The organism is Marinobacterium aestuariivivens (genome assembly GCF_042661465.1).
Taxonomy (GTDB): Bacteria; Pseudomonadota; Gammaproteobacteria; order Pseudomonadales; family Balneatricaceae; genus Marinobacterium_A; species Marinobacterium_A aestuariivivens.
Map to the genome: position 1 here is coordinate 4,410,554 of NZ_JBHSWE010000001.1, position 26,656 is coordinate 4,437,209.

Sequence of the window (26,656 nt, forward strand, 5' to 3'; positions counted from 1 at the left end):
GAGCTTGACCGTGGGCGGAGCATATTTAAAAAATTCAGGAGCAAATAATCAGCCGGATCTGGGGCGGATCCATCCAGTCGCCCTGTGCTGATCACAATCTTTGAACAAGAAAGCGGCGCCATGCTGTTATTACTGTCCGGTCCGCTATATCGTTACAACGGCAGTGTGCCGATAAATATAGAGTAGTAGCTGAAATCTCTCGGCAATGGCCAGCCATAGGGAGAGCGGGTAAGGGCCAGTGTCCTTAGGGCGGCACTGGCTGTTGGGGAACTTATGCCGACCGATTTGGATCGGCGCCGTGGCCGAATCGACCCATCACGTCTCGCTCTGCCGCGAAACCCCGGGATCGAACGCATCCCAGTACGGCGGATCGCCAAAATAGCCGTCCAGGAAGTCGACGAAAGTTCGCACCTTGCTGGGCAGTAAATGTCGGTGGGCATAGACGGCGTAAAGTCCCATCGGTTCGGGTTCGTATTCCGGCATAATCACCCTGAGTTGTCCGCTGGCAATGGCCGCACCCGAGATAAAGGTCGGCTGTAGGGCGATGCCGGCGCCGGCTATCGCCGCCTGGACGAGCAGGTCGCCGTTGTTGCTGACCAGATCAGCCCCTGAATCCCGTCCCGCCACCCGCAGCCACTGGTGCATCGCCAGGCTGGCGTCGTTTTCCATAAAGCTGTAACGCAGATAGCGATGCTGTTTCAGCTGTTCGGGACGGACCGGCGTGCCGTGCCGGGCCAGGTAATCGGGAGACGCGCACATCACCAGCCGCACCGGGGCGATGCGTTTGGCCACCAGCGACGAGCTTTTGAGGTGGCCGATGCGCAGGGCGATATCGAAGCCCTCCTCGACGATATCGACCTTGCGGTCGTTCAGTTGCAGGTCGATGCTCACCGCCGGGTGGTCTCGCTGGAATTCGCAGATTGGGGGCGCCAGATGATGCATGGCAAAGGAGACGGGGGCGCTGATGCGCAGCTGGCCTTGCGCCTGCGCATGCAGATCGCCGAGCTGGTTTTCCAGATTGTCGATCTCGTCCAGTAACGGTTGCGCACGCTGAAAGTAGCGGGTACCCGCTTCGGTGAGACGGACTTTGCGGGTCGTGCGATTGAGCAGGCGCACGCCCAGGCGTTGCTCCAGTAGGGAGACATACTTGCTGATCAGCTGCGGCGACTTGTCGAGCCGCTCGGCCGCCCGGGTAAAGGAGCCTTCCGTCACCACCGTGACGAACGCGCGCATGGCATCAAAACGGTCCAACGGGGTCACCTTTAGCGAGAGTTGACTGAGATTATCAATGTTATGTTGATAAATACGCAATAGATCACGTCTTAGTCTTTTATATCGTAGATAGTAGAGTAGTTCCATCGCCTGACGCCAAGGCCTCAGGGAACCCAGACTCCGGACACGCGAGGAAAGACCGATGAATACCCGTTTTGCAAACACACTGTTCCGTTCCACCGGTGGCTACGCCGCGCTGGCCCTGCGTATACCGGCCGGGGTGATTCTGATGGCCCATGGCGCGCAAAAGCTGTTTGGCTGGTTCGGTGGCTACGGTCTCGAGGGCACCGGACAGTGGATGGCGAGCATCGGCCTGGAGCCGGGCTATCTGATGGCGCTGCTGGCCGGCAGCGCAGAATTTTTCGGCGGTATCGCGCTGCTGTTGGGCCTGCTGACCCGCCCGGCGGCGATCGTGTCGGCCTTCACCATGCTGGTGGCGATCTTCAGTGTGCACTTCAGCAATGGCCTGTTCATGTCCAATAACGGCTACGAGTACGCGCTGAGCCTGTTTGCCATTACGCTGGCGCTGTCGATTCAGGGCGCGGGCCGGTTCGCGATCGATAATCTGTTGCTGGCGCAGTTTACCGGTGCCGTTCAGGGGCAGGGTTCAACGGCCCGCAACGCGGCTGCCTGATATCGGGAGTAACAACGTCACCCGCCGCCCGGTCGCGGACCGGGCGTCTTTCTTGTTTCCAGAGGAGAAGACGATGCTGGTCAATGGGGTCTGGAAGGAGAACTGGCAGCCGGTTCAGGCACAGGACGCGCAGGGCCGCTTCATCCGTCAGACATCGACATTTCGTAACTGGATCACGGCTGACGGTTCACCCGGGGTCACCGGAACGGGTGGTTTCCGGGCCGAGAAAGATCGCTATCACCTCTATGTCGCCTATATCTGCCCCTGGGCGTCCCGTACCCTGATGGTACGCCAGTTGAAGCAACTGACCGACCTGATCGGCGTCACGGTCGTGAATCCGCAACTGACCGATCAGGGGTGGCGCTTTGGCGGTTACCCGGGGGCGGGCAGCGATCCGTTGAATGGTGCAGCCTACGTACACGAGCTGTACACCCTCGCCGATCCGGCTATCTCCGGCCGCGCCACGGTGCCGGTGTTGTGGGACAAAGAGACCCGGACCATCGTCAACAACGAATCGGCGGATATCGTACGCATGCTCAACAGTGCCTTTGCCGGCTTCGGTGATCGCGGGCCGGACCTGTATCCGGCCGATCTGGCAGAGCAGATCGACGATCTGAACGAGCAGATCTACAGCAATCTGAACAACGCCGTATACCAGGCCGGTTTCGCCACCACACAGCAGGCCTACGACGAAGCCTTTGACAGGGTATTTGCCACCCTGGATGCGCTTGAAGACCGCTTGGCGGATGGCCGTCGCTTTCTGTTTGGCGAACGCCTGACCGAAACCGATGTGCGTCTGTTCGTGACCCTGGTCAGGTTCGATGCCGCCTACCAGGGGCTGTTCAAATGCAATCGCACCACGCTGCGGGAAATGCCCAACCTGCATGCCTATACCCGACGCATCCTTTCGCTGGAGGGCATTGCCGAAACGGTAAACCTCAACCATATCAAGGCCGGGTACTACTCCATCAAGGCGCTGAATCCGAACGGCATCGTGCCGGCGGGTCCGCAAGAAATCTGATTCGGTTTATCCGGGCAAACCACAGCAGTATTCGAACGGACACCAATGAACAGCAACAGAACCGATATCCTCTTTCTCTCGCACGGCGGCGGTCCTATGCCGCTGCTGGATGACCCGGGCCACCGGGAAATGGTGGCAAGCCTGAAGGCGGTCGCGGGCAGGCTGCGCAAACCCTCTGCGATTCTGCTGATCAGCGCCCATTGGGAAGAGCGGGTACCGACCATCACCGCGGGCGCAAGTCCCGGTCTGATTTACGACTATTACGGTTTCCCGCCCGAATCCTACCGGATCCAGTACCCGTGCCCCGGTGATCCGGAGCTGGCGCAGCAGGTATTCCGGGTATTGAACGACGCAGGGATTTCCGCACAGCTGGATGAGCAGCGGGGGTTTGACCACGGCATGTTCGTGCCGCTGAAACTGATGTACCCGGATGCCGATATTCCCTGTGTGCAGCTGTCACTGATGAGCAACCTGGACGCCGAGGCGCACCTGAGCGTCGGCCGCGCCCTGCAGGGGCTGGACTGCGATAATCTGCTGGTGATCGGCTCCGGCTTTTCATTTCACAACATGCAGGCGTTCTTTGCGCCGGATTCACCGCAGATCCGCGCAAGAAACCAGGCATTCGAGGACTGGTTGCTTGAAACCTGCGCCAATCCGGCGCTTGACGAAGCTGAACGCAGTCGCCGCTTCAGCCGCTGGCAGGAAGCGCCTCATGCCCGTTTCTGCCATCCCAGAGAGGAACACCTGCTGCCACTGCATGTCTGTTACGGGCTCGCGGGGAGAGCCTGTGACGACCACTGGTCCGTATCGGTACTCAACAAGCAATCCGGGATGTTTTACTGGTCGCGTCAACGGCCATAAACCCTGCAAAACAAATCCCGTCCATCAAACAAAAAGCCGGAGTTGAGCGTTTTACAGAGCAATGTCAGAGCGCAGCTGCTCGTGTAACCCTCCCTTATCAACTCGGCCTGCAAATAGGTAAAAATATTTAATACCTGGCATGACAAAAATTGACGCAGGAAAGCTGATTTCAAAGCTTCAGCAGCACAGTCGCAAGCAAGCCATCCGGATGTATGAAGCCGACTCTCGCTCATCCTAAGAGCAACCAGCACGTCATTGATGTGTTGGCTCGGGGCCGCATTTGCCGGGACCGGTATCTGGAAGCCTCGCGCCAGATGTCTGTGTCATCGACAGAGGGACCGGATCGGCCTATAGTAGTATTTGGTATTACCTCTTACTACGGAGGCCAACATGGCATCGCCAACATCCATCAAACTCGATGATGAATTAAAAGGGCGGCTTCAGCACCTGGCTGACTCACGCCGGCGCTCGGCGCACTGGCTCATGCGGGAAGCCATCGAGCAGTACGTGGAGCGCGAGGAGCAGCGCGAGGCCTTCAGGCGGGACACGCTCAAAGCCTGGGAGGACTTCCAGGCCACTGGCCTGCACGCGACCGCTGACGAGGTGGAGAAATGGCTCGACAGTTGGGGAGCGGATAACGAACTGCCCGCACCAAAATGTCACAAGTGATGTTCACCCCGGCCGCGATCCAGGATCTGGAGCGGCTGCGCGAGTTCCTGCGACCGAAGAATCCGGACGCGGCCGAGCGAGCCGCGAAAGCCATCATACAGGGTGTCAAAGCGCTCGGCGAACACCCTCGCATCGGACGACCTGTTGACGACCTCCCCGAAGAATACCGGGACTGGCTGATCGACTACGGCGACAGCGGATATGTGGCCCGGTACCGCAGCAACGGCGACACCATCGTGGTGCTCGCCATCCGCCACCAGAAAGAAGCCGGCTTCTAACTTCTCGAGTCATGAAAAAGTGACGGTCCCGCTAACACTATAGTGGGTGATACCCACTCCTAGCTTCTACTCAACCGAGTATTAGACCGGATTACCATAGGGTAGTCCTTATCGCCGGTTCGAGGTCTTCAGCGGCACCGAACGGAGGATATCTGGTGGGCCTCGACAAGCTCGGACATTTCTTTGCTCAGGGCTGGCAGTATTTCGAACTGACCGCATTGGGCGGTGGCACGCTGGAGCAGGCACTGGCGTTGGGAAGGGAGCAGGAGCAAGGTCGTTACGGCTACCTCACCACTGGAATTTTCTCCTACGCAGATCTTGCGGCCAATTTCAACGGCTGGCGATTCTGAAACCGCGTCCTGCTGCGAGGGCCGGATCCGCTCAGTGGCGTGATCGGGAATCTGGTCCTGCTGTCCGTGCTGTCGTTGACAATATCGGGTCTGCAGCTTGGGCTGGATTTTACGGGGGGACCCTGATCGAGTTAAGCTACGGCGCACCGGCACCGCTGGATCGGATTCGCGTGACATTGGAAAGCGGAGGCTTTGACAATGCCCTGGTGCAGTCCTTCGGCTCGGCGAACGAGGTGTTGGTCCGGCTGGCAACCAGCTACAGACCCGGCGTGGGTGAAGAGGTGCAGCAATTGTTGCAGCAGGCCAGTGGTCTGAAGGTCACGCTGATGCGCATCGAGTTCGTTGGCGCGCAGGTAGGCGAGGACCTGCGTGAGCGTAGCGGACTCGGTGTGCTGATCGCGCTCGGCGCCATCATGCTGTACGTGTCCTTTCGCTTCCAGTTCAAGTTTGCGCTCGGCGCCCTGGTGGCGTTGTTCCATGATGTCATCATCGTACTGGGGGCTTTATCTCTGTTTCACTGGGAGTTCGACCTGACCGTCTTGGCGGCGATCCTGGCGGTAATCGGCTACTCGCTCAACGACTCGCTGGTGGTGGCAGATAGGATCAGGGAGAATTTCCGACGCCTGCGACTGGATGATGCTTACGAGATCATTAATCGCTCGCTGACGGAGACCCTGAGTCGTACACTGATGACATCATTGACCACCTTGCTGGTGGTGGTGGCGCTCTTTCTTTTCGGCGGTGAGATGATTCATGGTTTTGCCACAGCGCTGCTGATCGGCATCTCGGTCGACACCTATTCGTCGATCTACATCGCCAGCGATCTGCTTCTGCGCCTCGATTTCCGCCGTGAGGACCTGCTGTTGCCCGAAGCGTCTATCGAGGAGGATAACCGACCCTGAAGGTGCGGCAGACTGCTTGACCACCGGCCTCTTTAAACTGAGCTGTATAGGAGTGGCTTTCTACTGACTCATGACAGTCACCTTTACGGGCAGGTGATCTTATTAACCTGGCGTGCAAATAGGTTCCCCTACCTATTTGAACATTATGTACAGGACGTACTGTATGCCGCGTACGCATGGATGCGTATGAGCGGCCACGCCACGGAAACGGGCGCAGGTGCGCGGACATGCTGGTTTCCGTGGCGCTCGCATTGGCCTGTGGCCAATACTGAAGCGTCCCTGCTTCATCTATTAATCCGCCGGGTTAATACCTGCGTCTGTGTGTCCGGGAAACTATAGCCGCTTCTCAGTTCATATAAAGTATGCAGCATGTCGGATGTATTTCGCCGCCTGGTTGATAAGAAAACCGTTCTATGTGTCGCTCTTACACATTATTTTGATTGACTGTCCGGTGAGCGCATCGCATACAATGCAGTCCAATCCTGCTTCCCACGTCCATTATCTTTTGCTTCCTTGTAGACAGCGCTTGCAGCTAGACCCATTTCCATTTTGACGTCAAGTGACTCAGCCAAGTCGAGAGAAATCAAAAGGTCTTTGTGAGCAAGCTCAACCGCAAAAGCAGACGTAAGGTCATTTTTAAAAACTTTAGCGGGATAAGTTGTCAGCATGTGACTTTTAATTGCAGCAGTACCACTCATCACTTCGATGGAAAGCTCTCTTTCCAGCCCTAATTTGTCAGAGAGTGCCAGACATTCCGCAGTCAGTGCATTGAGTGCAGTAGACATGAAGTTGTTTACTATTTTAACTCTAATGCCTTTTCCGGCCCCACCACAGTCGATGATGGTATCCCCCATGCAACCAAATATCGGTTTTGCTCGTTGCAGTGAATCGGCGTCTCCCCCGCCAAAATCATAAGTTTTCCTTCTGCTGCTTCAACAGAAGTTCTACCGACAGGTGCATCAATCATCGTTATTCCGATCTGTGTGAGCTCATCTCGTAGCGCATCTGACTCCAGAGGATGAATAGTTGACATGTCAATAAAGAGCGCGTTATCCGATAGGGTTTTTGTAATTCCCCCTCGTCGAAAAGCGCACTCTTCACAATCGAACCAATAGGCAGCATCGTAATAACAAAGTCCGCGCCCCGAGCGGCTTCAGCAGGAGAGTCTGCAGCCACACCCCCGTTTGCAATATGCAAACTCAAGCGAGACGCATCACGATCATAGCCGACAACAGTATGCCCACCTTTTATAATGTTGCGTGCCATTGAAATCCCCATGGCACCAAGACCTATAAACGCAACCTTTTTCATATCTCAATCTCCAAAATTGTCCAATTTTTAAAATCTAGGGAAACAACTAAATCCAACGCATCAATTTGAATAATATTCAACTAATGTAAAGATTGAATTTCAATTAACGCGAACTTAAACCATAACCAATAGTAGCAATATCAGGAACAATAATGAGCAGCGCGCAGAACAGCAGCAGTATCATCAGGAATGGTAATACTGCTTTACTCACCGACTCAATGCTTTGACCTGAAATAGCCGACGCGACATAAAGATTAACGCCAAGAGGCGGGGTAAGAAAACCAACTTCCGATAAAACCACAAATAGAATGCCGAAGTGCACAGGATCTACGCCAAGCGCTAACAAAGCGGGGAGGAAAACAGGTACTAAGAGTACTATCGTGCTGAGGGTCTCCATAAATGTGCCGATAAACACCAGCAGCATGGCGATAATAATTAGAATCAAGAGGGGACTGCTTGTCAGAGACGTAATTACATCCGATATTTGGCTCGGAATATTATAGAGAGTAATTAGTTTCCCGAAAGCCATGGCTGGCCCCATGATGATAAGTATAGCTCCTGTCAAGCTCCCTGCCTTGATCATTGATTCTGCCAGGTTCTTGAAGCTGCACTGGCGTGTTAACAAGCCATAAGCAGCAGCATAGACAACCGCTAGCATAGAAGCTTCTGTTGGTGTAGCGAAACCGCCATAGATACTGCCTAATACCACCACTGGCATAAAAAGAGCAGCCTTTCCATCCCAACAGGCTTTAATAAAAGGAGCTAAACTAAATCGTTCACTCGACGACATCAGGCCGCGACGGCGGCCGACAAAAACACAATATCCAGCTAACCCGGTGGCTAAAAGTACTCCAGGCAATACGCCGGCCATGAATAGTCCGCCGACGGAAACGTTTGCCATCACACCATAAATGATCATCGGGTTTGAAGGCGGTATTAAAATGCCGAGAGCGCCCCCTGTAGCAGCTACCGCAGCGGCAAATGAAACGGAATATCCCGCCCTCATCATAGCTGGTATCATAATGCCGCCAATCGCTGCAGTCGTAGCTGGGCCAGAGCCAGTTAAAGAAGCAAAAAACATACATGAGATGATAGTCACTACTGCAAGGCCGCCGGGCACATTCCCAACAGCAAGCGTAACTATTTTAACGATCCGATGGGTAAGTCCCGATCGCTCCATAAGCAACCCTGCTAGTACAAAGCCAGGAATTGCGATGAGCGGGAACATTCCAACACCCGTATAAAGGGTTTGAGTGATATAAACCAAAGGGATTGAAGTAAGCGTAAGCCCTAGAGCTGTAGCAATACCGAGAGCAATGCCCACCGGAATCCCAAGAGCAAGGGCAATAGTTAGGGACCCAAAAAGAGTCAACACAATATATGAATCATCCATTGCTTCGACCTATTTTACTAATTCTTTCAAGAAGCCTAATTATGAAAATCGTCTTACGTATTACATTCTTTCAAGGGGCTGTCATCTAAAGCGACTTGTTTATTGGTGGTGGCGTAATTCTGAATAAGTCGGAATGTCATTACGAAGAATGTAACAGGAATTATTGAGTAGATAATCTCCATGGGTATTTCAAGAGAAAGGCTGCTTTCAGGGTTCTCAATGGCGGATTCCACCAAAACCACGCCTTGCCAAACAATAAAAACATTGAATGCAGCCCAGCAAATATCTCCTGGTAAATATTTCCAACGCTGTAGGCTTTTGGGAAGAAGACTCAAATGTGCGTCAATCCTAAAATGAGATTTTTCTTTTGTAGCCAGAACTGCCCCCCAGTAGAGTAACCAAACAAAACAAAACACCGCTAGTTCTTCAGCTTTATGAGTGAGGCTCGTAAAAAAATGATTTTCAATGAAATATCTAACGAACGATGAGTACGTTAGGCAAATAACCATTGTAGAGGTTAGTAGTACTAGAATTATTTTTTCAAGCCAGCGATCAATAAAGTTAAATGTAATCATTTCAAACCTCGTAAGATGCCAAAAACTATTGTAAGGCCGCATCATTAAAAGTGTTATAAATTTAGCCGCTCTCTATACTTATAGATTAATGGCGCGCATACATGTTTCCTTTCGATAGTTCTTCTAGAATTACTGAGGCGTCACAATATCCTTGTCATCAACCTAAAAATCCTTAGGTGTAAATGATACAGTTATTAACAGTAATTTAATAAAGCTACGCCCCCTTGAAGGCCGGGCGTAATAACATCACTTTGCTTGAGAAACTTTATCGAACCACTCTTCACCAATAATGGTGCGATACTTGTCCCAGACAGGTTGTACTTTATCGACAAAGGCCTGACGATCAGAAACGACGTTTACATTGACACCTAGATCTTTCAATTTAGAGAGACCGCTCAGATGTGAAACAGTCGATAGCCAGCGTTGATAAACACCTGCTTCTTGTCCGGCACGTATAATCGCTGCTTGATTTTCTGGTGATAAACCCTGCAGTGTCTTGTCGTTCATTAAGACAACGGATGTACCGTAGTAAACGTTGATGTATGAGTAATAGTCTAGAAAGTCGTTAAATTTCATATCGATCATTCCCTGAGGAGGCCCCTCAAGTCCATCCGCAACGCCCTGTTGCAAAGCGCTATAGAGCTCGCCCCAGGCAATCGCTGTAGCATTTGCGCCAAATGCATTGTAAGTGTCGATCATGACCTTATTCTTTGGCACTCGAACTTTGACCCCTTTCAAGTCGTCCGGGTGATTGATCGCGCGCTTATTGTTAAATATCGCTCTATCACCCCACTCAAAGACCGATACAATACTCATGCCACTAGCTTTTCGATAATTATCAAAAAGTTCCTTTCCTACAGGTCCTTCGATAACGGCGTTAGCGTGTTCTCTGTCACGAAAAATAAATGGCATAATGAAAATATCTAGGGGTTTATACCATTTTGATGAGTTGTTAATTGCGACTAAACCGAGATCGAGGGTTCCTAATTGAACGTCTTTGGCAACATCGACTTCGTTTCCAAGTTGACCGCCAGGATAAATTTGTACTTTCACTTCTCCTCTAGAATATATTTCAACTAATTCTGAGAAACGTTCTGCACCTTTGTCATAGGGCGATCCAGTTGGTAAGCCATGAGCAAGCTTCAGTGTTTTTACTGTTTCTTTTACATAAGGAACGTTGACTTCAGACGTAGCTTTCGCATTGAACGAGAAAGCAATGGAAACGCCAAGAATGGCGATACTTGAAGTTATTTTTTTTAACATATCAGCATCTCTGCATGTTGAAAATTTTAATCAAATATATTTCGTATAATTTTAATTGCTTCGGTACATCAGATTTCATTTAACATACATATAGCACCTCCGCCTCTTTTAACTATGTACCTAGAAGCGCTATCGCCTGCTACAGGCTATCCTGGCTTACAAACTTAATTTGTGTATAGGATGCGAATCCTTCAGGACCACCTTCATAACCGATACCACTATCTTTCATACCGCCAAAGGGCGCTTCCGATAGCGCTGGCGAAAAGTTATTAACGCCGAGCCAACCAGCCTCTAAAGCATCGACAATTGCGGTCGACCGTACCAGAGAGCGGGTAAAGGCGTATCCTGCAAGTCCCAGCGGCAGTTGATTGGCCCGCTCAATCACTTCTTCAAAGTTGACGAAGGAGACGACCGGAACCACCGGTCCGAAAGGCTCTTCGCGCATCAGCAACGCATCGTCCCCTATATCGGTAATGACGGTGGGCTCCCAGAAATAGCCCTGATCGCCCCATCGCTTGCCACCATACCTGACTGTTGCGCCTCGAGCCTTGGCATCGGCAACCATCGCCTCCATGGCATCGAGTCGACGTTGATTGGCAAGCGGCCCCATGGTCACGTCGGGGTCCATCCCGTTGCCAAGCTTTAATCGGCTGACATGCGCCAGGAAGCAATCCAGAAATTGCTCATAAACGTTCTGCTGTACAAAAACGCGGCTGACTCCGAGGCAGACTTGACCTGCGTTGCGGAATTTGAACGCAGCGGTCATGGCCGCTGCTTTTTCGACATCAGCGTCATCAAATATGATCACCGGCGCGTGTCCGCCCAGCTCCATAGTGACGGGCTTTAAAAATTGACCCGCCAGACTGCTCACTTTCCGACCCACGGGCACTGACCCGGTGAGGGAGATTTTCTTGATAACCGATGATTCGATAAGCCGGGTTGAAATTTTATCGGAGGGGCCTAACAGCAGGTTGATCACCCCTGGCGGTACGCCAGCATCATGACAGGCTTGCACCAGACCGGCACAGATCGCCGGTGCCTCTTCGGACGGCTTGATCACCATCGAACACCCTGCGCCGAGTGCCGCGGCGATTTTTCGTGCCGCCATGGCAGCAGGAAAGTTCCAGGGCGAAAAGCCTGCAACGGGCCCAATGGGCTCACGAATAACCATTTCCCGACTTCCGGCTTTGCGTTGTGGCAACAACCGCCCGTAGGTGCGGGTGGCCTCTTCTGCGCACCACTCAAAGGCATCGACGGTTCGGTCGATCTCCAGGCGGGCCTCCTCGAGCGGCTTTCCTTGCTCGAGGGTTATTGAGACGGCCAAGGATTCGCGTTGTTCCAGAATCCGTGCAGCCACTCTCTTCAGGATGCTTTTGCGTTCCTGGGGAGAAACGCTTCGCCAGTGCTCAAAACCCCTCTGTGCGGCATCGATAGCACGTTGGATATCGCTGTCAGTCGCTTGTGCGACCGATCCCACGACCTCTTCGGTCGCCGGATTAATCACAGCTCTGGTGCCACCGTCAGCAGCGGAGCACCACTCACCATTGATATACAGAAGACTTTCATATTTAGGCATTGAATTATGCTTCCTTCTATTATTCGGTGCCAGTTGGAAAATCACAAAGAGAGAAATGGGAGCTACTCACCTAAGGCCTCACCGAAAGTGAACGACTCCGTAGTTCGGAGCCCAATACGCGTTCAGTTTCGTTTTGCTTCGCTTCCGGGTGAGACTTGATCAGGAAGCACGCCGTAATAGGGAAGACCACTTTTCACCGCAGGACCGGCCGTATGGGAACCCAGATGCGTCGCCAGCCCGGCGCAACCGTTACTCTTTGCGTGGAAAACGGATCCCGCTCCGCATGCACCATCGGCCCCGGTGCGATCGACAGGGACCATCGGCTTCGAGCTGCTGGGGAAAGGCTTCGAGTCAGTGGCCGTGCCAAGGTATCGCGGACGCTACCAACGCTATAGGGGATGATCAGAGATATGGGGCGTTCAGGGTGGTCAGCCATGGCAGGAGTTGACATGGCTGCGCCACTACCATCCATTGGCTGTGCGTTCTTGCAACATTTTTTAGCTGTGAAGGAAAAAATGTCTAAGGTTCTCATTCTTCTTTTCCGTATGACATTGATTTTATTCTTCTGCCTACCGGGATCTAGCAAAGGCGTCGTTCACAACAGTGCTCTATACAGACTTTTGCCTTGCAGTCTAAGAGCAACTTATCATCAATCTAACTAATATTGGTCTTAATTTATTGAAGATCTTCTTAAGTTTATCTGAATAAATCTCTTGTTACCTTTTACAAACGGACGTTGCGATTTATTAACCAGACGGTCATATCGGCCAATAGCCGCATGTTCACCCGGATACCGTTGGTACCGACGGTATGAGGCAGGCGGCAAGGAAGCATTGCAGCCCAGAAGCGCCGTCCCAAGAACGAACCTCGCTGTCTGTCGGATGTACAGGAGCAGGTCGTGATCGACGTCAATCGCGATCATATGCCCGATCAGTACAGGCTCGGTTTCGCGCTCTGGACGCATCGACTCATTGCCCAGCTGATTAAGCAGTTCTGGGGCATCGAGATACCGACCCGCATCCTGGGTGACTACCTCAAGCGCAGGGCTTCAGGCCCCAGAAACCGTTGAAAAAGGCTTGGGAGCAGAACCCCACTCAGGTGGAGGCCTGGCTGAAGGAGTAGTATCCGAAGATCCAGTCGCGGTCCGAAGCCGAAAACGCCCAGGTTTTCTGGAGCGACGAAATCGGTAGCCGTAACACGATACAACATGAACACAGCTTTGCCCCGGCCGGCTAAACACCGGTCAAGCCGCTACCCGACAAGAGCATGTCGATGAACATGATTTCGGCGATCACCAACCAAGTCACCCTGCGGTTCATCCTGACACGGCGGGGTCCTGTGTGACGGCAACGGTGTTGATCAAGTTCTTGCGGTCGTTGATCGAGTACACGCCCGGCAAGGTGTTGATGCGCAAGCTGCAATGTCGACCGGAACGGGTGCAAGGTAACTGCAAGGCAGCTCACCTAACGTATGCAGCATGACGGATGTATTTATCCGTCAATATCACCAGTGCTTCTTTCGCATTGTCTCAGCCAGTTCAGTGATGAGTTCCTTGGTCAGGTGCGACTTGGCGCTGCCCTCCTTTTCGATAAGGCCCAGAACACGATGAGGCGCTTTGCGGGTAAAGGACAGGCGTTTCAGGGGGAGCGCGCCCGGGTACTGGATATTGCGTTGCGGAATAACGGAGACGCCCAAGCCGTGATAGACCATTGTGGAAATCGCTTCAAGGGTGTTCAGTTCCATAGTGTCGTTGACGACGATACCCATGTTTTTCAAATGCTCGTCGATTAACTGGCCGACCCATGCATTCTTGCTGAAGCGGATAAAAGGGTGGGTTTGCAGCAATACTTCGGGAGGGTCATTGGGTGAATCGATGGGAGCGATAACGATCAGGGGTTCTATGCCAAAGGCTGTCCACCTGAGACCCGGGCGTTCAGTGGGGGGCTCGCTGATGATGGCAGCGTCAATGGCGCCTCTATCTACCTGTGCGATTAATGAACTGGACAGGCCGCTGGAGACCGCTATGTGCAGTTGTGGCAGAGAGTGGCGAAGTCTCGCCAGCGCCGTTGGCAACACGCCGGTTAACATGGTGGGCACCGAACCAAGGGAAAGCTGCCCCGACAACTCGTCAAAGATGGCCGAAGTTTCCATCAGTTGTTCATAGTTTCGAACGACTTCCTGGCTTTGGGGACGATGGACATCCCCGCTTCGTTCAGGGTAGGCGGGCGGCGTGTCCGGTCGAACAGTGTCATATTGAGTTCATCTTCAAGCGCCTTCATCTGCATGCTGACTGCGGCTTGTGTAATAAACATAGCGTCTGCTGCTTCTACAAAGGAGCCCTTGTCAGCAATGGCAACGAGGGTCTTGAGGTGGCGAATCGACATTGTCTGCTACCTGACATGGCCTGGGGGTCTTGATGCTACGGTAGCATGGATATCAGTATTAGAAAAATTTTACAAAGGTGTAATATTGTGTTGTTAATATTACTAAACCTTAAGTTCATGCGGTTGCAGAGCCAGCCGTCAGACCTCGATGTTCGCTCTGGGTTGCTGCTACCGAGAAGCTTCATCTCACTCGTAACGTTCATTCCAGGGCATTTCGCCGCACCCGGTGTTCCCGCGATAAGCTGGCCTCACTTTTATCAGGGAGGCCGCTCCATGACCCGATCCCGCGCACCCCGCAGCCGTCGAATTCGCTGATAAAGGCCCTGAACAGCGTGCATGCCCGTGAGCACAAGCTGCGGGTGATCAAGGAGGAGCCGGCGGTGCCGCTGGATCAATCATCTGGAGAGAGCGCTGCGCGCCATACCCATGGGCCGGGCCTGCTCGCCTATACCGCGCAGGGAGCCAGAGCCAGTGGGACCTCGACCGGCTACTCCCTGATCCAAACGGCCAAAGCCAATCAACTGGAACCCTCGACCCACATTCACCCTGTACTGGATCGGCGAGGTGGACATGCTGGAAAAACAGCGGCTCCTGCCGTGGAGTGTGGCGCTGGAGCCGCCTTTAAAAAATCTGGCGCGGTACGATTAGGGGAATGTGTCGAATCAACATCGCTTACTTTGTTCCATCTTTTGGATCTATTAACATCAAGAATTAACTTAATTAGATTTTAAGAAGTCGTTAACTAATTATAGCTTGTAATTAGAAATCCTGATGGTAATGTCTGCTATGAGGTTGTGCCAAGGTAGTCGCCACTGCTTCTCGATAGGGGGATGTTGAAACTGGATCAGCGCTATTTTGGCCTTTGATAAAACCTCATCCCCTGACTGGGGAGGGGGTAAGGTTACTTCTTGAAGGAAAATAATAATGATTAAAAATACCAAATCATCCAAGAACATTTACAAGGCAATCAAAGCGGGTCTGTGTCTAAGCGCAGGTCTTATGTTTTCCGCTCAGGCAATGGCTGAGTATCCGAAGCGCCCCATATCGTTGGTGATTCCGTACGGTACTGGTGGTGCTACCGATATTTCGGCACGTGCCTTGGCACAGTCCCTTGCTGATGAAGTCGCCAAGCCGCTGGTGCTGGTGAATCGCACCGGTGCAGGCGGTGCTACAGGTTCGGCCAGTGTTGCGCATGCCAAAGGTGATGGTTATACGGTGCTGGCTGCTCGTGTTGGCTCCCATACCGTAAGTCCGGCCATGAAGAGCAATCTTCCCTATGTGTTGTCAGATTTCAAATTTGTCGGTGTGTACGAAATAAATCCAATTGTCTGTGCAACTAACAGTGACAGTGGAATCGATTCGATGGAGCAGCTGGTGGGCAAGGTGCAATCCAGTCCTGGAACTGTAAGTTATAGCTCCTCAGGGGTAGGCTCATTTCTGCAGTTGTCTGCAGTCATGATACTGGACGCCTTCGGCGTAGAGAAACCGCTGGAAACGGCCATTCATCTGCCGATGCGTGGTGGCGGCGAAGCAGCCACGGCGGTACTCAACGGTACAGCAACTTTTATCTGTGATAATTCATCGACCTTGGCAGGCTTCATCAATAATGGCCAGATGACCCCGCTTATGGTGACGACCAAGGAGCGCATCAACGGAATAGATGCTCCCACTGCCTCTGAGTTGAGTCATCCTGAACTGGAGAAGCTGCTGGGCTGGACGGGTATCGCGGGCCCGAAAGATATGGATATGGAGGCTGTAGAGTCCTGGGAAAAATGGTTAGGCGCGGCGACTCGAAATCCGGAGTTCGTTGGTAATATGGAGAAGCTTGGCTCTGTTATAGTCAATATGGGGCCAAAGGAGTCGGAAGATTTTATTAACGAACAGTACAGTATCTTCAAAAGATTGGTAGATAAGCTGGGTATGCAAGTAAATTAATAGCTGTTTGTATTATGTGCGCGCCGAAATAGGCGCGTATTATTTAACGCTAAAGAGGTTGCTTGTATGCCCATCAATAGAAAGGAGTTGATCACCAGCGGGGGCGCCTTATTGTTTGGCCTTCTGCTTATACTGTTTTTGATTCCTGGCGCAATTGTTTCTCCTAGATCCGTATCCATAGCGGTTCTTGATCCAGCGTTCTGGCCTAAGGTTGTGTCATGGGTATTACTGATTATTGGCGTATGTATGCTGCTAAATATAACGTTTTGGAAAAAACTTGAGTCTCAGGACGAGCCTTCTGACTGGATCTCATATAAAAACGTTTTTCGTTTATCCGTTCTTACTGTTTTTCTTTCCGGCTACTATTTGTCTCTACCCTATCTTGGAATGGTCTGGAGTTCCAGTCTTGCGTATATACTGCTATCAATAGCATTTTGCAAAACCGGATATCGCTTTACGGCAGTCGTTGTCGGGCTTTTCTTGCCAGCGGCACTCTATGCCTTTTTCTATCATGTAGCGGGTGTCGATATACCCCAAAGTGAATTTGCGAGGTTGCCATGAATTTCCTGGATACGTTGATGGCAGCTTTTTCGCTTGTTGCTCAGTCGGGAAGTATCCTTGCACTTGCGATCGGCGTCGCTATCGGTGTTATTTGCGGGGCTATTCCCGGTATGTCTGCAACCATGGCGGTGGCGCTGACATTACCTTTTACGTTCGCGCTGGAGCCCGTTGTGGGTATTCTGTTACTTCTGGGTGTCTACAAAGGCGGTGTATTTGGTGGTTCCATCCCTGCGATTCTGATCAAGACGCCCGGTACGCCGGCTTCCAGTGCGACGGTGCTGGATGGGTATCCCCTGGCGGAAAAGGGCCAGGCGGGTAAAGCACTGGGTATGGCGTTATACGCATCCTGTACGGCAGATATCGTATCGAACCTTGCGTTGATTATGTTTGCGGGCTGGCTGGCCTCCTTTGCAATGAGTTTCGGGCCGCCGGAGTTTTTCGCGCTGATGGTGTTCTCGTTGATGATTATCGCCGGAATATCCGGTGACCAGTTGATGAAAGGCCTGGTCTCTGCTGCCTTGGGGTTGTTGCTTGCGACTATCGGCCTGGATCTAGTCTACGGCACGGATCGGTTTATCATGGGCAATGTAAACCTGATGGGCGGCCTGAACTTCATCGTTGTCCTGATCGGACTGTTCGCTCTGCCGGAAATTATTGCCTTTGCCATGAACCCATCCGACGCCCATGGAAAGGTACGAGCACTGGGTAGCAATAACGTTACCTTCTTAGAGTACAAACGCTGCTTCCGGTCGATCTGTCGGGGCGGCGTCATCGGCGCCATACTGGGAGCCATTCCGGGTATAGGTGCCGCACCTTCTGCATTTCTGTCTTACAGCGAGGCGAGACGAAAGTCTCCTAATAAGGACAATTTTGGCAAAGGCGAGCTTGAAGGTGTTGCCGCAGCGGAAGCAGGTAACAATGGTGTCTGCGGTTCGACACTGATTCCGTTGTTGGCATTGGGTATTCCTGGAGATGTTATCACGGCGATCATTATCGGTGCTTTTATGATTCATGGAATTCAACCTGGCCCCATGCTGTTTGAGACTAATGGCAGTCTCGTTTATGCGCTGTTTATGGGTTTGATTTTGAGTTCTGTTTTTTTGTTTTTTATTGGCGGGTTCTCCATACGTATCTTCAAGTTTGTTGCAGATATTCCGAAGTCGATACTCATGCCTGCGGTATTGGTACTCTGCGTTTTCGGGGCATATGCTGTAAATAACTCGATGTTTGATATTATGGTTATGTTTGCCTTGGGAGGCCTTGGCTATCTCATGATGCGGCTGGAAGTGCCCGCCGCGCCTTTCCTGATCGCTTTTATACTGGGCCCTTTACTTGAGGATAACTTCCGGCAGTCGATGTTGATGTCTAATGGTGATTTTAACATACTGTTTCGCAGTGTGATTACCTGGGTGTTTTGGACGTTAACCACGTTTACGCTGTTCTTTCTGATCAAGAGTAATCTTGTTGCCAGGAAAGAATCCTCAGAAATGGTTGGCAGAAGTAAATCAGTCAAGCAAGGTTAGGGGATATTCTGGAATGGGTCACTGATATTCCGGTGGCCTATTTTCAGCTTTGTGGCTGAAGCTTCCGGTTGCTCTTAGAGAACAAATAAATGGAATATATCGCGTCGTCAATTAGTCAGGCAATGGCACTGGGTAACCTCAGCTACATCGGATTGATACTTTTCTTCGCTCTATTGTTAAGAGCTTCAATTGGTTTTGGAGACGGTTTGCTGGCGGTTCCGCTGCTAGCGATGTTCATCGACATACGTGAAGCGGTACCTTTGATTCTTTGTCTTTCCACAACCATATCGGTTAATGCGCTTTGGAAGGATCGGCGCTCGCTGCAGTTGAGTTCGCTTAAGCGTACGTCCGTTGCTGCTTTGGCCGGAATTCCCTTTGGCGTCATGCTGTTGAATTTAGGCAACGAAGCAGTGATCAAGGGGCTGCTCGGTGTTTTGCTCGTTGCGATGGCTATATGGCGTTTAGGGCCTAAATCTAAGTTGCAGCTAAAATCCAATGGATGGAGTTATTTGTTCGGTGGCCTTGCTGGCATGCTCGGGTCAGCGTACGCCCTGCGCGGTGTCGTTTTTAGTATTTATGGTGGGCTGAGAGGATGGAGCCAGGAGCAGTTTAAAGGTACGATTAGCGGATTTTATATATTAAGTGGTGTTCTGATTCCTATTAGTTATTTCTCGTCGGGTTTGATTACCCCTCGGTTGATTGGCCTCTATTTACTTTTCTTGCCATTGGCATTGTTTTCTACGGTGCTTGGTCATCTATTGACCCATCGTCTTGATGCCGATATGTTTCAAAAAGTTATTTGGATCTTCCTGTTTCTGTTTGGAACATTTTTGGCTGGCCGATCGCTGCTGCTTTAAGAGGCCGCTTTGGATAGTCCCTTTCCGTAGGGTTCTCTGAGCGATGCCTGACGCCGGGAGATGTATTCCCGGCGTCAGCAGGCGCTCTGTTCTACGTACTGATATTTTCTCCATGTCCTGTAACTACCGCATCCAGCCGTTGGGGAGGCTGCTGTGTGCCAGTAAACCATCAAGTACCGCTGCAGGCTCGTTTTTCCCCTGGGCGATCGGGCTGCCCATAATCCTCTTTATAAGATAATCTTAAGTTATTGTTAAATTTATATGGTTAGCATAAGTAAGTTTGTGATTATATGATCAATAGCATGAATCAGCAGCCAGTATTTCTGTAGTCATCTATTTCCGGTGAGGCGCAAAAAATATGGAAAATAATCAAAAAAATAACCGTATCGGTCTGGCGAGGAAAAGAGGAGGGCGGTTATGAAGAGTTTCAGGTTCCTTTTGTTGAGGGGCAGACAATTCTTGATCTTCTGACCCATATTCAACGATCCGTTGATAGTTCCCTGTCGTATCGCTTTGCCTGCAGGGTAGGCATGTGTGGTTCCTGTGCAATGCAGGTTAATGGTAAGCCCCGCTGGACCTGCCGCACCCTGGTTAGCAACGTGGTACAGAACGATAGGTTGACACTTGAGCCGCTGGCTAACTTGCCGGTAGTCAAAGATCTGGTGGTGGATATGGAGCCATTCTTTGACAAGTGGCAGGAAGCCAAAGGCCGATTTGAGCCAGCAGAGTCTGCGGTGCAGGAGTTTGCGCCAATCAAGCCGCAGGACAAGCAGCGCGCGAAAGTCGACGAAGCTATCGAATGCATCAATTGTGGTTGCTGCTACGCCGCCTGTGATGTGGTGGAGTCTAATCCCGCCTATCTGGGCCCCGCGGCACTCAATCGTGCCTGGTCGCTGATCAACGATGCCAAAGACTTCGCGAACCCCGAGCGCCTGAAGGCCGTGAGTGGTGATGGCGGCTGTCAGAACTGCCATACCAACTCCCAGTGCGTGGCCCGTTGTCCATTGCAACTGAACCCTACACGCTCCATTGCGGGCCTGAAAAAGACGGTAGCCCTTGCAACGCTGAAGGGGGAAATATGAGCAATCGAATTGAGTTCAAGTTGTGGTTCTTGCACCGTGTGAGCGCCATGTTGCTGGGATTGTTTGTGGTGGTGCATCTGGTAGGCATGATTATCGCGATTCAGGGGGACTGTCTTCGACTGAAATCTTGCAACGCACCAGCGGCAACTATGCCATGGGAGTTTTCTACTCGGTATTTACGATTGCAGCCGCTGTTCATTCTTCCATTGGCCTGCGTACGGTCGCATTTGAGGTATTGGGGTGGAGAGGGGCGAGCGTAAACCTCATTCTGACAGTTTTTTTCCTGATGCTCTGCGTGACAGGTATCTCTGCAGTAGGAGGGCTGGTGCTGTGAAAACCAACCGCGATAAGAAGGAATACTGGGCCTCGTTTGTTCAGCGTTGGTCAGGCGTTGCCCTGGCGCTTTTCCTGCCGTTTCACTTTCTGGTATTAAGCCTGATCCTCCAGGGAGGCGAGGTGCTGGACGGTTTCCTTTATTGGGCTGATGCCCCTCTGGTCAAGTTTGCCGAAGCCGGGTTGGTGGGTTTGCTTTCGGTTCACCTTTTAGGCGGTGTGCGCCTGCTCGTCATCGAGTTTTTTGCCTGGAAAGAGTGGCAAGGATATTTGATATCCGTTGCCGCGACCGGCGCTGCGGCGACGGGTTGCCTGTTTCTTCTCAGGGCATTTTAAACAGCTTGTTGTGTCCTCTGAGGATGCAAGGGAGACGGTATGACTATTGAAACAAAACAAACCGATATTCTGATTCTCGGGTCTGGCGGCGCTGGCTTGTTCGCCGCACTACATGCCTATAAAAGCAATCCTGAGCTCAAGATTACCGTGGCCGTTAAAGGGCTGCTGGGAAAATGCGGTTGTACCCGAATGGTGCAGGGGGTACAACGTTGCCTTGAATCATGGCGACTCTGTAGAACGCCATTTTATGGATACCATCCATGGCGGGTACTGGATCCCCAATCAGGAGCTGGCCTGGAAGCTCGTTGAAACCGCGCCCAAGCGAGTGCTTGAGCTTGAAAACGAGATTGGATGCTTCTTTGACCGTGTTGACGACGGCTCCCTGCATGGCAAGGCGTTTGCGGGCCAGACATTCGATCGCACCATTCACAAAGGCGACCTGACGGGCATCGAAATCATCAACCGTTTGGCCGAGCAGGTGTGGTCAAGGCCTATCGACAGGCTAGAGGATCACCGGGCCATCGAGATTATCCAGTCAGAAGACGGCAGCCGGATTTCGGGCATTCTGATGCTCAATATCCGCACCGGCAAGCCTCTGCTTGTGCAAGCCAAGGCCGTGATGCTGGGTACCGGGGGCGGGCCCACCATGTACCGCTATCATACGCCGTCAGGCGAAAAGTCCTGCGATGGTCTGGCCATGGCGCTGCGGGCGGGTCTCAATCTGCGTGATATGGAAATGGTGCAGTTCCACCCCACGGGCTTGCTGGCCGGTGAAGGTACGCGTCTAACCGGTACGGTACTGGAGGAAGGTCTGCGTGGCGCGGGCGGTCACCTGCTCAACGGCAAGGGAGAGCGCTTCATGCATGCCTATGACGAGCGTGGTGAGCGCGCCACCCGTGATGTTGTCTCTCGCTCCATCTATCGCGAGATGCGCAAGGGCAATACGACCAAAAGCGGCGGCGTGCATATCAGCATGGCGCACCTGGGACCCGACAATGTGCGCAAGAAATTCAAGGGCATGGTCAGTCGTTGCAAGGATGTGGGGGCGGATCTTGCCGGTGGCCTGGTAGAAGTGGTGCCAACGGCACACTACATGATGGGCGGTGTTGAGGTGAACGTAAACTGCGAAACCGCAATGCCCGGGCTCTACTGTGCAGGGGAAGATGCCGGTGGTGTACACGGCGGCAATCGCCTGGGTGGCAACGGTGTAGCCAACTCGACAGTCTATGGCGGCATCGCCGGTGATGTCATGGCCGACTGGGTGGCACGGGAAGGGCAGTTCGTTGAACCTGACCGGAATCGAATCGCGCAAACGCTGGCGTTCATCGACACGCCGTTCCGCCAGAATCCGGGTGATCTGACCGAGCTGCGTTATCGCCTGCTCGACAAGATGTGGGACGACGCCGGCATTATCCGCAATGAGGAAGGGCTGATGCGGGCTTATGACGATGTGCTGGCCATCCGGGAAGAGCTCATGGGACTGGGTATTCCCGATCAGGGCAAGGCCTATAACCAGACTTGGCACGACTGGCTGAACCTGCATTCACAGATCAGCGTCAGCCTTTCGATTATCAAATCGGCCCAGTTACGCAAGAACTCAAGGGGCGCCCACTTTCGTGATGATTACCCCGAAAAGGGCGACCTGGATACCTCAACCTATGTTCGGGTTCGGCAGGACGGTGACGCTATTACCGTGACGGAAATACCGGTTGAATTTACCCGCGTTAGACCAGGCCAGACACTCATACCGGAAGAAAACGACAATAAAATTGGAGTCGCATCATGAGTATTAATCCCATACCGCAGCAGCTGGTGCTGGAAACGGCAACGGAGCTGATGTCCCGGGCTGCCATTGATATTCCGCCTGACTACAAGCGTGCCCTGCAGCAGGCCGCGAGCAAGGAAACTGAAAACCTCTCCTGCTTTGTCATCAAGACCATGCTGGACAACTACGACGTTGCCGAAAAGGACCGGCGTCCGATGTGTGCCGATACCGGCCTGCCGCGGTTTTATGTCAAGGCGGGGAACGAGGCCGTGGTAGAGGGTGGCTTTGTAGCGCTGGAAAACGCCGTGCGCCAATCGGTGGCTATCGGTACTCAGGAAATACCACTGCGTCCGAACCGTGTGCACCCGCTAACGCGCCAGGACAACAACAACAACCTGGGTATTCACGCCCCGGAGATTGAGTACACGTTCGAGCCCGGTGGCGACTGGATCGATATCATCACCGTGCACAAGGGCGGCCTGTTCGGTACCGATTACCGCATGCTGTTCCCGGGTGATGGCATTGACGGAATCAAGCGCTTCTTCCTCGACACCATGGCCTCTTTTGGCCGTCGTGGACTGGCCTGCCAGCCGGCCATTATCGGCGTGGGCCTGGGTGGCAACAAAGATACCTGCATGCGTATCGGCAAAGAGGCGGCCTGTCTTCGCGTTGTCGGCGATGTTAACCCCGATCCGGACGTTGCCAAGCTGGAGCGGGAGCTCAAGGAACTCGGTAACGGCATCGGCATGGGCCCCATGGGGTTTGAAGGCCAGACGCTCGTCGTCGACTGTCATGTTGAGGTGGCATACACCCACACCGGCGGCATGCCCATGAGCATTCATTCGTTCTGTCATTCGTCCCGCCGTGCCGCTGCCCGTATTTATAGCGATGGCCGGGTTGAATTCAGGGATGACCCACAGTGGTTCACCGACTTCTACCGCCGGGAGGGTATCTGATGAGCAATATGAGAGTCGTAAAACTGCAGGTGCCTGTATCCCAGGAAGATGTCGACAACCTGGAGCAGGGCGATATTGTCTATCTGACAGGTACAATCTATACCGCCCGGGAAGGGGTTTACAAAAAAGTCCTGGAAAGTGGCAAAGAGCTGCCCGTTGATATCCGCGCCATTTCCAATGTCAATTTCCATTGTTCTCCGGCGGCAAGCCCGAATAATGAAGGCGGCTACGATGTGGGGGCTGTCACGGCGACTGCCAGTTTTCGCTTCGGAAAGTGGATGAAAAACTGGTTCGAAACCTCGGGCGCAAAAATCATTATCGGCAAGGGCGGAATGCCGGAAGAGGCCTACCGCGATGTCTTTATGCCCAACGGCGCACGCTATCTCTCGACCGTGGGCTATGGTGCAGGCGCATTACTCGGTCGTGGTATTACCCGTGTTAAAGATGTGCACTGGCTGGAAGAAAATGGCATCGCCCAGGCGATGTGGATTTTTGAAGTTAACGAGATCGGCCCCTTTATCGTGGATAACGACCGTGAAGGCAACAGCCTTTTTGTTAAACACGAGCGCGCGATCAATGCCAAGCTCGAAAAGCTCTATGCCGGCCTTAAACCACCGGCTTTGAAGCGTTACGGCGAAACAACCAACCGTGGCGATGAAGTTATCGGTGAGCCAGATACACAACCCATCAAATTCGTAAATGCGATGCCAACTCAAAAGGATAATAACGAATGAATCAGATAGGGCACTATATTAATGGCGAGGCCGTTACCGGTCGCGGCGAACGTAATCGTGCGGTATTTAATCCTGCGACGGGGTTCCAGAATGCGCAGTTGAACCTGGCGACCGTAAAAGAAGTAGAAGAGGCTGTTCAGGTCGCGACCGATGCACTGCCGGCCTGGGCTGCTACGCCGCCGGTACGCCGGGCCCGCATCATGATGAAGTTTCTGCAGCTGCTGAACGAGAACATCGACGAGCTGGCGCTGCTGATCTCACAGGAGCACGGCAAAGTTCTGGACGACGCCAAAGGTGAAGTCACCCGCGGTATCGAAGTGGTCGAGTTCGCCTGTGGTATTCCGCACCTGCTCAAGGGCGAGTATAACGAAAACGTAGGCACCCGGGTCGATAGCTGGTCTGTGCGCCAGCCCGTAGGTGTGTGTGCCGGTATTTCGCCATTCAATTTCCCGGTCATGGTACCGCTGTGGATGTTCCCGATTGCCATCGCCTGCGGTAACACCTTTATTATGAAGCCCTCCGAGAAAGATCCGAGCAGCACGCTGCGCCTGGCGGAACTGTTCTCTGAGGCGGGCCTGCCAGCGGGTGTGTTCAACGTGGTGAACGGTGACAAGGAAGCGGTGGATACCCTGCTGCAACATCCGGCGATCAGTGCCGTCAGCTTTGTCGGCTCCACACCGATTGCCCGCTATGTACAAAAGGTCGGTATCGAGCATGGCAAGCGGGTACAGGCGCTGGGCGGTGCCAAGAATCACGCCATTATCATGCCGGATGCCGATCTGGACAGCACGGTGAATGCGCTCATGGGGGCCGCCTATGGTTCTGCCGGTGAGCGCTGTATGGCCATCTCAGTCGCGGTTGCCGTAGGGAATATCGCTGATCCGCTGGTGGCTGCACTAAAAGACCGACTCAAAGACCTGAGGGTGCTTCCGGGTACCCACCCGGACGCCGAGATGGGCCCGCTGGTGACGCGGGAGCACCTGGACACCGTGCTGCGTTTTGTCGACAGCGGTATCAGGGAAGGCGCTGACCTGGTTGTCGACGGGCGTCATGTACAGAACCCAGAGCACGGTGAAGGCTACTTTATGGGCGGTTGCCTTTTCGACAAGGTGACGCCGGAGATGCGGATTTATCAGCAGGAAATCTTCGGTCCTGTACTGGCTGTTGTCCGAGTTGATGACTATGAGCAGGCGCTGGAGCTCATCAATAGCCATGAGTACGGCAATGGCACCGCCATCTTTACCCAGGAGGGCCATGCAGCTCGCGAATTTGCCGCCCGGGTTCAGGCCGGCATGGTGGGTATCAATGTCCCGATTCCCGTACCGATGGCATTCCATAGCTTCGGTGGCTGGAAGGGCTCACTGTTCGGTGACCATCATATGCACGGCATGGAAGGGGTGCGTTTCTTTACCAAGCTGAAGACGATTACCTCCCGCTGGCAGGCCGGTAGCAGTCAGTCGCAGTTTTCCATGCCGACCATGAAGTAATGATGTACTCATCGATTAACCCGGAGGGTTAGTCGATGAAGCAGGGACGCTTCTGCATGATGTATTTTCGGCCAGATACTCGTGATTGATAGTTGGTTATAGGTCATTGGTTCCAGCTGTTGGTTTTCATCGCAGGAGCGTTCGCCCCCGTTTTCCTTTGGCGGGATCTTATTGCGTCTTTTGAAAGCGATTTTATATGATAAATTGAAAGACCTTTTTCCTTTTGGAGATTAAGAATGTTTATCGATGAACGAATTTATACCCTTAAGAATGGCAAGCTTGGCGAGTTTCTAAAGTTGTACGAGACTCTGGGTAAGGATGTGCAGGTGCGTATTCTGGGTAATATGATTGGGTATTTTCATACCGATATTGGCCCGCTGAATCAGGTGATTCATATGTGGGGCTACGAGTCCATGGATGATCGATGGAAACGTCGCCAGGAACTGCAGGCCAGTGAGGAGTGGCTGGAATACGCCCTGAAAATGCGCCCGCTGGTGCAAAGTATTGAAAACAAAATCCTCATCCCAGAAGCCTGGAGCCCCATCGGTGGCACCGATCAATAAACAGTTCTATTCCTTTCTTGGGTAAGTTCGCTTAT

General features: G+C 52.7%; 30 protein-coding genes and 2 pseudogenes. 23 read left to right on the forward strand and 9 right to left on the reverse strand.

Going from position 1 to position 26,656, the window contains the following annotated elements:
- Positions 1-315 precede the first annotated feature (315 nt).
- Entirely contained in the window at positions 316-1,251 is a 936-nt protein-coding gene (locus ACFQDL_RS23110; protein ID WP_379911063.1) for a LysR family transcriptional regulator, read from the reverse strand.
- 163 nt (positions 1,252-1,414) lie between these two features.
- Between ACFQDL_RS23110 and ACFQDL_RS23115 the strand changes: the two genes are divergently transcribed.
- From ACFQDL_RS23115 to secF, 8 genes are all read left to right on the forward strand, one after another.
- Entirely contained in the window at positions 1,415-1,906 is a 492-nt protein-coding gene (locus ACFQDL_RS23115; protein WP_379911064.1) for a DoxX family protein, read from the forward strand.
- A 73-nt stretch (positions 1,907-1,979) separates the two neighbouring features.
- Entirely contained in the window at positions 1,980-2,927 is a 948-nt protein-coding gene (locus tag ACFQDL_RS23120; protein WP_379911065.1) for a glutathione S-transferase family protein, read from the forward strand.
- A 45-nt stretch (positions 2,928-2,972) separates the two neighbouring features.
- Positions 2,973-3,788, forward strand: a complete 816-nt coding sequence (locus ACFQDL_RS23125; RefSeq protein WP_379911066.1) for a DODA-type extradiol aromatic ring-opening family dioxygenase — start codon at positions 2,973-2,975, stop codon at positions 3,786-3,788.
- A gap of 390 nt (positions 3,789-4,178) precedes the next feature.
- Positions 4,179-4,457 (forward strand): CopG family ribbon-helix-helix protein, encoded by a 279-nt coding sequence (locus tag ACFQDL_RS23130; protein ID WP_379911067.1) that lies wholly within the window; start codon positions 4,179-4,181, stop codon positions 4,455-4,457.
- On the forward strand, positions 4,457-4,735 hold the full coding sequence (locus ACFQDL_RS23135) for a type II toxin-antitoxin system RelE/ParE family toxin (protein ID WP_379911068.1): 279 nt from the start codon (positions 4,457-4,459) through the stop codon (positions 4,733-4,735). Before ACFQDL_RS23130 ends, ACFQDL_RS23135 begins: the two co-directional genes overlap by 1 nt.
- Positions 4,736-4,890: 155 nt before the next feature.
- The gene (locus ACFQDL_RS23140; RefSeq protein WP_379911069.1) at positions 4,891-5,085 is read left to right on the forward strand and encodes a hypothetical protein; all 195 of its coding nucleotides are present in this window, start codon (positions 4,891-4,893) and stop codon (positions 5,083-5,085) included.
- Positions 5,086-5,151: 66 nt separating this feature from the next.
- Positions 5,152-5,211 carry a hypothetical protein gene (locus tag ACFQDL_RS23145; protein WP_379913278.1) on the forward strand — a complete coding sequence of 20 codons (60 nt, stop codon included), beginning with the start codon at positions 5,152-5,154 and terminating at the stop codon, positions 5,209-5,211.
- Between the two features lie 38 nt (positions 5,212-5,249).
- Positions 5,250-5,987 carry a protein translocase subunit SecF gene (gene secF, locus ACFQDL_RS23150; RefSeq protein ID WP_379913279.1) on the forward strand — a complete coding sequence of 246 codons (738 nt, stop codon included), beginning with the start codon at positions 5,250-5,252 and terminating at the stop codon, positions 5,985-5,987.
- 431 nt (positions 5,988-6,418) lie between these two features.
- Here the strand turns inward: secF and ACFQDL_RS23155 are convergent, their stop codons facing one another.
- The 6 genes and pseudogenes from ACFQDL_RS23155 to ACFQDL_RS23180 form a co-directional block, all read right to left on the reverse strand.
- Positions 6,419-6,841, reverse strand: a complete 423-nt coding sequence (locus ACFQDL_RS23155) for an NAD-binding protein (RefSeq protein WP_379911070.1) — start codon at positions 6,839-6,841, stop codon at positions 6,419-6,421.
- A pseudogene (locus ACFQDL_RS23160) lies at positions 6,784-7,298 on the reverse strand (NAD(P)-binding domain-containing protein). The gene ACFQDL_RS23155 and the pseudogene ACFQDL_RS23160 overlap by 58 nt, the downstream one beginning before the upstream one ends.
- A gap of 103 nt (positions 7,299-7,401) precedes the next feature.
- Positions 7,402-8,691 carry a TRAP transporter large permease gene (locus ACFQDL_RS23165; RefSeq protein ID WP_379911071.1) on the reverse strand — a complete coding sequence of 430 codons (1,290 nt, stop codon included), beginning with the start codon at positions 8,689-8,691 and terminating at the stop codon, positions 7,402-7,404.
- A gap of 53 nt (positions 8,692-8,744) precedes the next feature.
- Positions 8,745-9,266 carry a TRAP transporter small permease gene (locus tag ACFQDL_RS23170; RefSeq protein WP_379911072.1) on the reverse strand — a complete coding sequence of 174 codons (522 nt, stop codon included), beginning with the start codon at positions 9,264-9,266 and terminating at the stop codon, positions 8,745-8,747.
- Positions 9,267-9,512: 246 nt separating this feature from the next.
- Entirely contained in the window at positions 9,513-10,529 is a 1,017-nt protein-coding gene (locus ACFQDL_RS23175) for a TRAP transporter substrate-binding protein (RefSeq protein WP_379911073.1), read from the reverse strand.
- 139 nt (positions 10,530-10,668) lie between these two features.
- Positions 10,669-12,105: an NAD-dependent succinate-semialdehyde dehydrogenase gene (locus ACFQDL_RS23180; RefSeq protein ID WP_379911074.1), complete on the reverse strand. Its 1,437-nt coding sequence runs from the start codon at positions 12,103-12,105 to the stop codon at positions 10,669-10,671.
- An 898-nt stretch (positions 12,106-13,003) separates the two neighbouring features.
- Between ACFQDL_RS23180 and ACFQDL_RS23185 the strand changes: the two genes are divergently transcribed.
- Both ACFQDL_RS23185 and ACFQDL_RS23190 read left to right on the forward strand, forming a co-directional pair.
- Positions 13,004-13,174 carry a helix-turn-helix domain-containing protein gene (locus ACFQDL_RS23185; protein ID WP_379911075.1) on the forward strand — a complete coding sequence of 57 codons (171 nt, stop codon included), beginning with the start codon at positions 13,004-13,006 and terminating at the stop codon, positions 13,172-13,174.
- Positions 13,171-13,227: a hypothetical protein gene (locus ACFQDL_RS23190; protein ID WP_379913280.1), complete on the forward strand. Its 57-nt coding sequence runs from the start codon at positions 13,171-13,173 to the stop codon at positions 13,225-13,227. Before ACFQDL_RS23185 ends, ACFQDL_RS23190 begins: the two co-directional genes overlap by 4 nt.
- 381 nt (positions 13,228-13,608) lie before the next feature.
- Here the strand turns inward: ACFQDL_RS23190 and ACFQDL_RS23195 are convergent, their stop codons facing one another.
- Positions 13,609-14,256, reverse strand: coding sequence for a LysR substrate-binding domain-containing protein (locus tag ACFQDL_RS23195; protein WP_379911076.1), 648 nt, complete (start codon positions 14,254-14,256; stop codon positions 13,609-13,611).
- Positions 14,256-14,489 carry a LysR family transcriptional regulator gene (locus ACFQDL_RS23200; RefSeq protein WP_379911077.1) on the reverse strand — a complete coding sequence of 78 codons (234 nt, stop codon included), beginning with the start codon at positions 14,487-14,489 and terminating at the stop codon, positions 14,256-14,258. Before ACFQDL_RS23200 ends, ACFQDL_RS23195 begins: the two co-directional genes overlap by 1 nt.
- A gap of 437 nt (positions 14,490-14,926) precedes the next feature.
- Between ACFQDL_RS23200 and ACFQDL_RS23205 the strand changes: the two are divergent.
- The 13 genes and pseudogenes from ACFQDL_RS23205 to ACFQDL_RS23265 all read left to right on the forward strand — a co-directional run.
- Positions 14,927-15,137, forward strand: a pseudogene (locus tag ACFQDL_RS23205) (IS66 family transposase); the annotation flags it as partial.
- A 276-nt stretch (positions 15,138-15,413) separates the two neighbouring features.
- Positions 15,414-16,424: a Bug family tripartite tricarboxylate transporter substrate binding protein gene (locus ACFQDL_RS23210; protein WP_379911078.1), complete on the forward strand. Its 1,011-nt coding sequence runs from the start codon at positions 15,414-15,416 to the stop codon at positions 16,422-16,424.
- A 66-nt stretch (positions 16,425-16,490) separates the two neighbouring features.
- On the forward strand, positions 16,491-16,985 hold the full coding sequence (locus ACFQDL_RS23215) for a tripartite tricarboxylate transporter TctB family protein (protein WP_379911079.1): 495 nt from the start codon (positions 16,491-16,493) through the stop codon (positions 16,983-16,985).
- The gene (locus ACFQDL_RS23220; protein WP_379911080.1) at positions 16,982-18,508 is read left to right on the forward strand and encodes a tripartite tricarboxylate transporter permease; all 1,527 of its coding nucleotides are present in this window, start codon (positions 16,982-16,984) and stop codon (positions 18,506-18,508) included. The genes ACFQDL_RS23215 and ACFQDL_RS23220 overlap by 4 nt, the downstream gene beginning before the upstream one ends.
- 89 nt (positions 18,509-18,597) lie before the next feature.
- Complete coding sequence (locus tag ACFQDL_RS23225) at positions 18,598-19,365, forward strand: sulfite exporter TauE/SafE family protein (protein WP_379911081.1); 768 nt, start codon at positions 18,598-18,600, stop codon at positions 19,363-19,365.
- A 377-nt stretch (positions 19,366-19,742) separates the two neighbouring features.
- Positions 19,743-20,447, forward strand: coding sequence for a succinate dehydrogenase/fumarate reductase iron-sulfur subunit (locus tag ACFQDL_RS23230; protein ID WP_379913281.1), 705 nt, complete (start codon positions 19,743-19,745; stop codon positions 20,445-20,447).
- 22 nt (positions 20,448-20,469) lie between these two features.
- A complete protein-coding gene (locus ACFQDL_RS23235; protein WP_379911082.1) occupies positions 20,470-20,781 on the forward strand; it encodes a hypothetical protein in 312 nt (103 codons plus the stop codon).
- Entirely contained in the window at positions 20,778-21,116 is a 339-nt protein-coding gene (locus tag ACFQDL_RS23240) for a succinate dehydrogenase/fumarate reductase transmembrane subunit (protein WP_379911083.1), read from the forward strand. Before ACFQDL_RS23235 ends, ACFQDL_RS23240 begins: the two co-directional genes overlap by 4 nt.
- A gap of 112 nt (positions 21,117-21,228) precedes the next feature.
- Entirely contained in the window at positions 21,229-22,902 is a 1,674-nt protein-coding gene (locus tag ACFQDL_RS23245; RefSeq protein ID WP_379911084.1) for an L-aspartate oxidase, read from the forward strand.
- A complete protein-coding gene (locus ACFQDL_RS23250) occupies positions 22,899-23,837 on the forward strand; it encodes a fumarate hydratase (RefSeq protein WP_379911085.1) in 939 nt (312 codons plus the stop codon). The genes ACFQDL_RS23245 and ACFQDL_RS23250 overlap by 4 nt, the downstream gene beginning before the upstream one ends.
- The gene (locus ACFQDL_RS23255) at positions 23,837-24,571 is read left to right on the forward strand and encodes a fumarate hydratase C-terminal domain-containing protein (RefSeq protein WP_379911086.1); all 735 of its coding nucleotides are present in this window, start codon (positions 23,837-23,839) and stop codon (positions 24,569-24,571) included. Before ACFQDL_RS23250 ends, ACFQDL_RS23255 begins: the two co-directional genes overlap by 1 nt.
- Positions 24,568-26,058, forward strand: coding sequence for a CoA-acylating methylmalonate-semialdehyde dehydrogenase (locus ACFQDL_RS23260; RefSeq protein WP_379911087.1), 1,491 nt, complete (start codon positions 24,568-24,570; stop codon positions 26,056-26,058). Before ACFQDL_RS23255 ends, ACFQDL_RS23260 begins: the two co-directional genes overlap by 4 nt.
- Positions 26,059-26,294: 236 nt before the next feature.
- Positions 26,295-26,621 carry an NIPSNAP family protein gene (locus tag ACFQDL_RS23265; protein WP_379911088.1) on the forward strand — a complete coding sequence of 109 codons (327 nt, stop codon included), beginning with the start codon at positions 26,295-26,297 and terminating at the stop codon, positions 26,619-26,621.
- Positions 26,622-26,656: the final 35 nt, after the last annotated feature.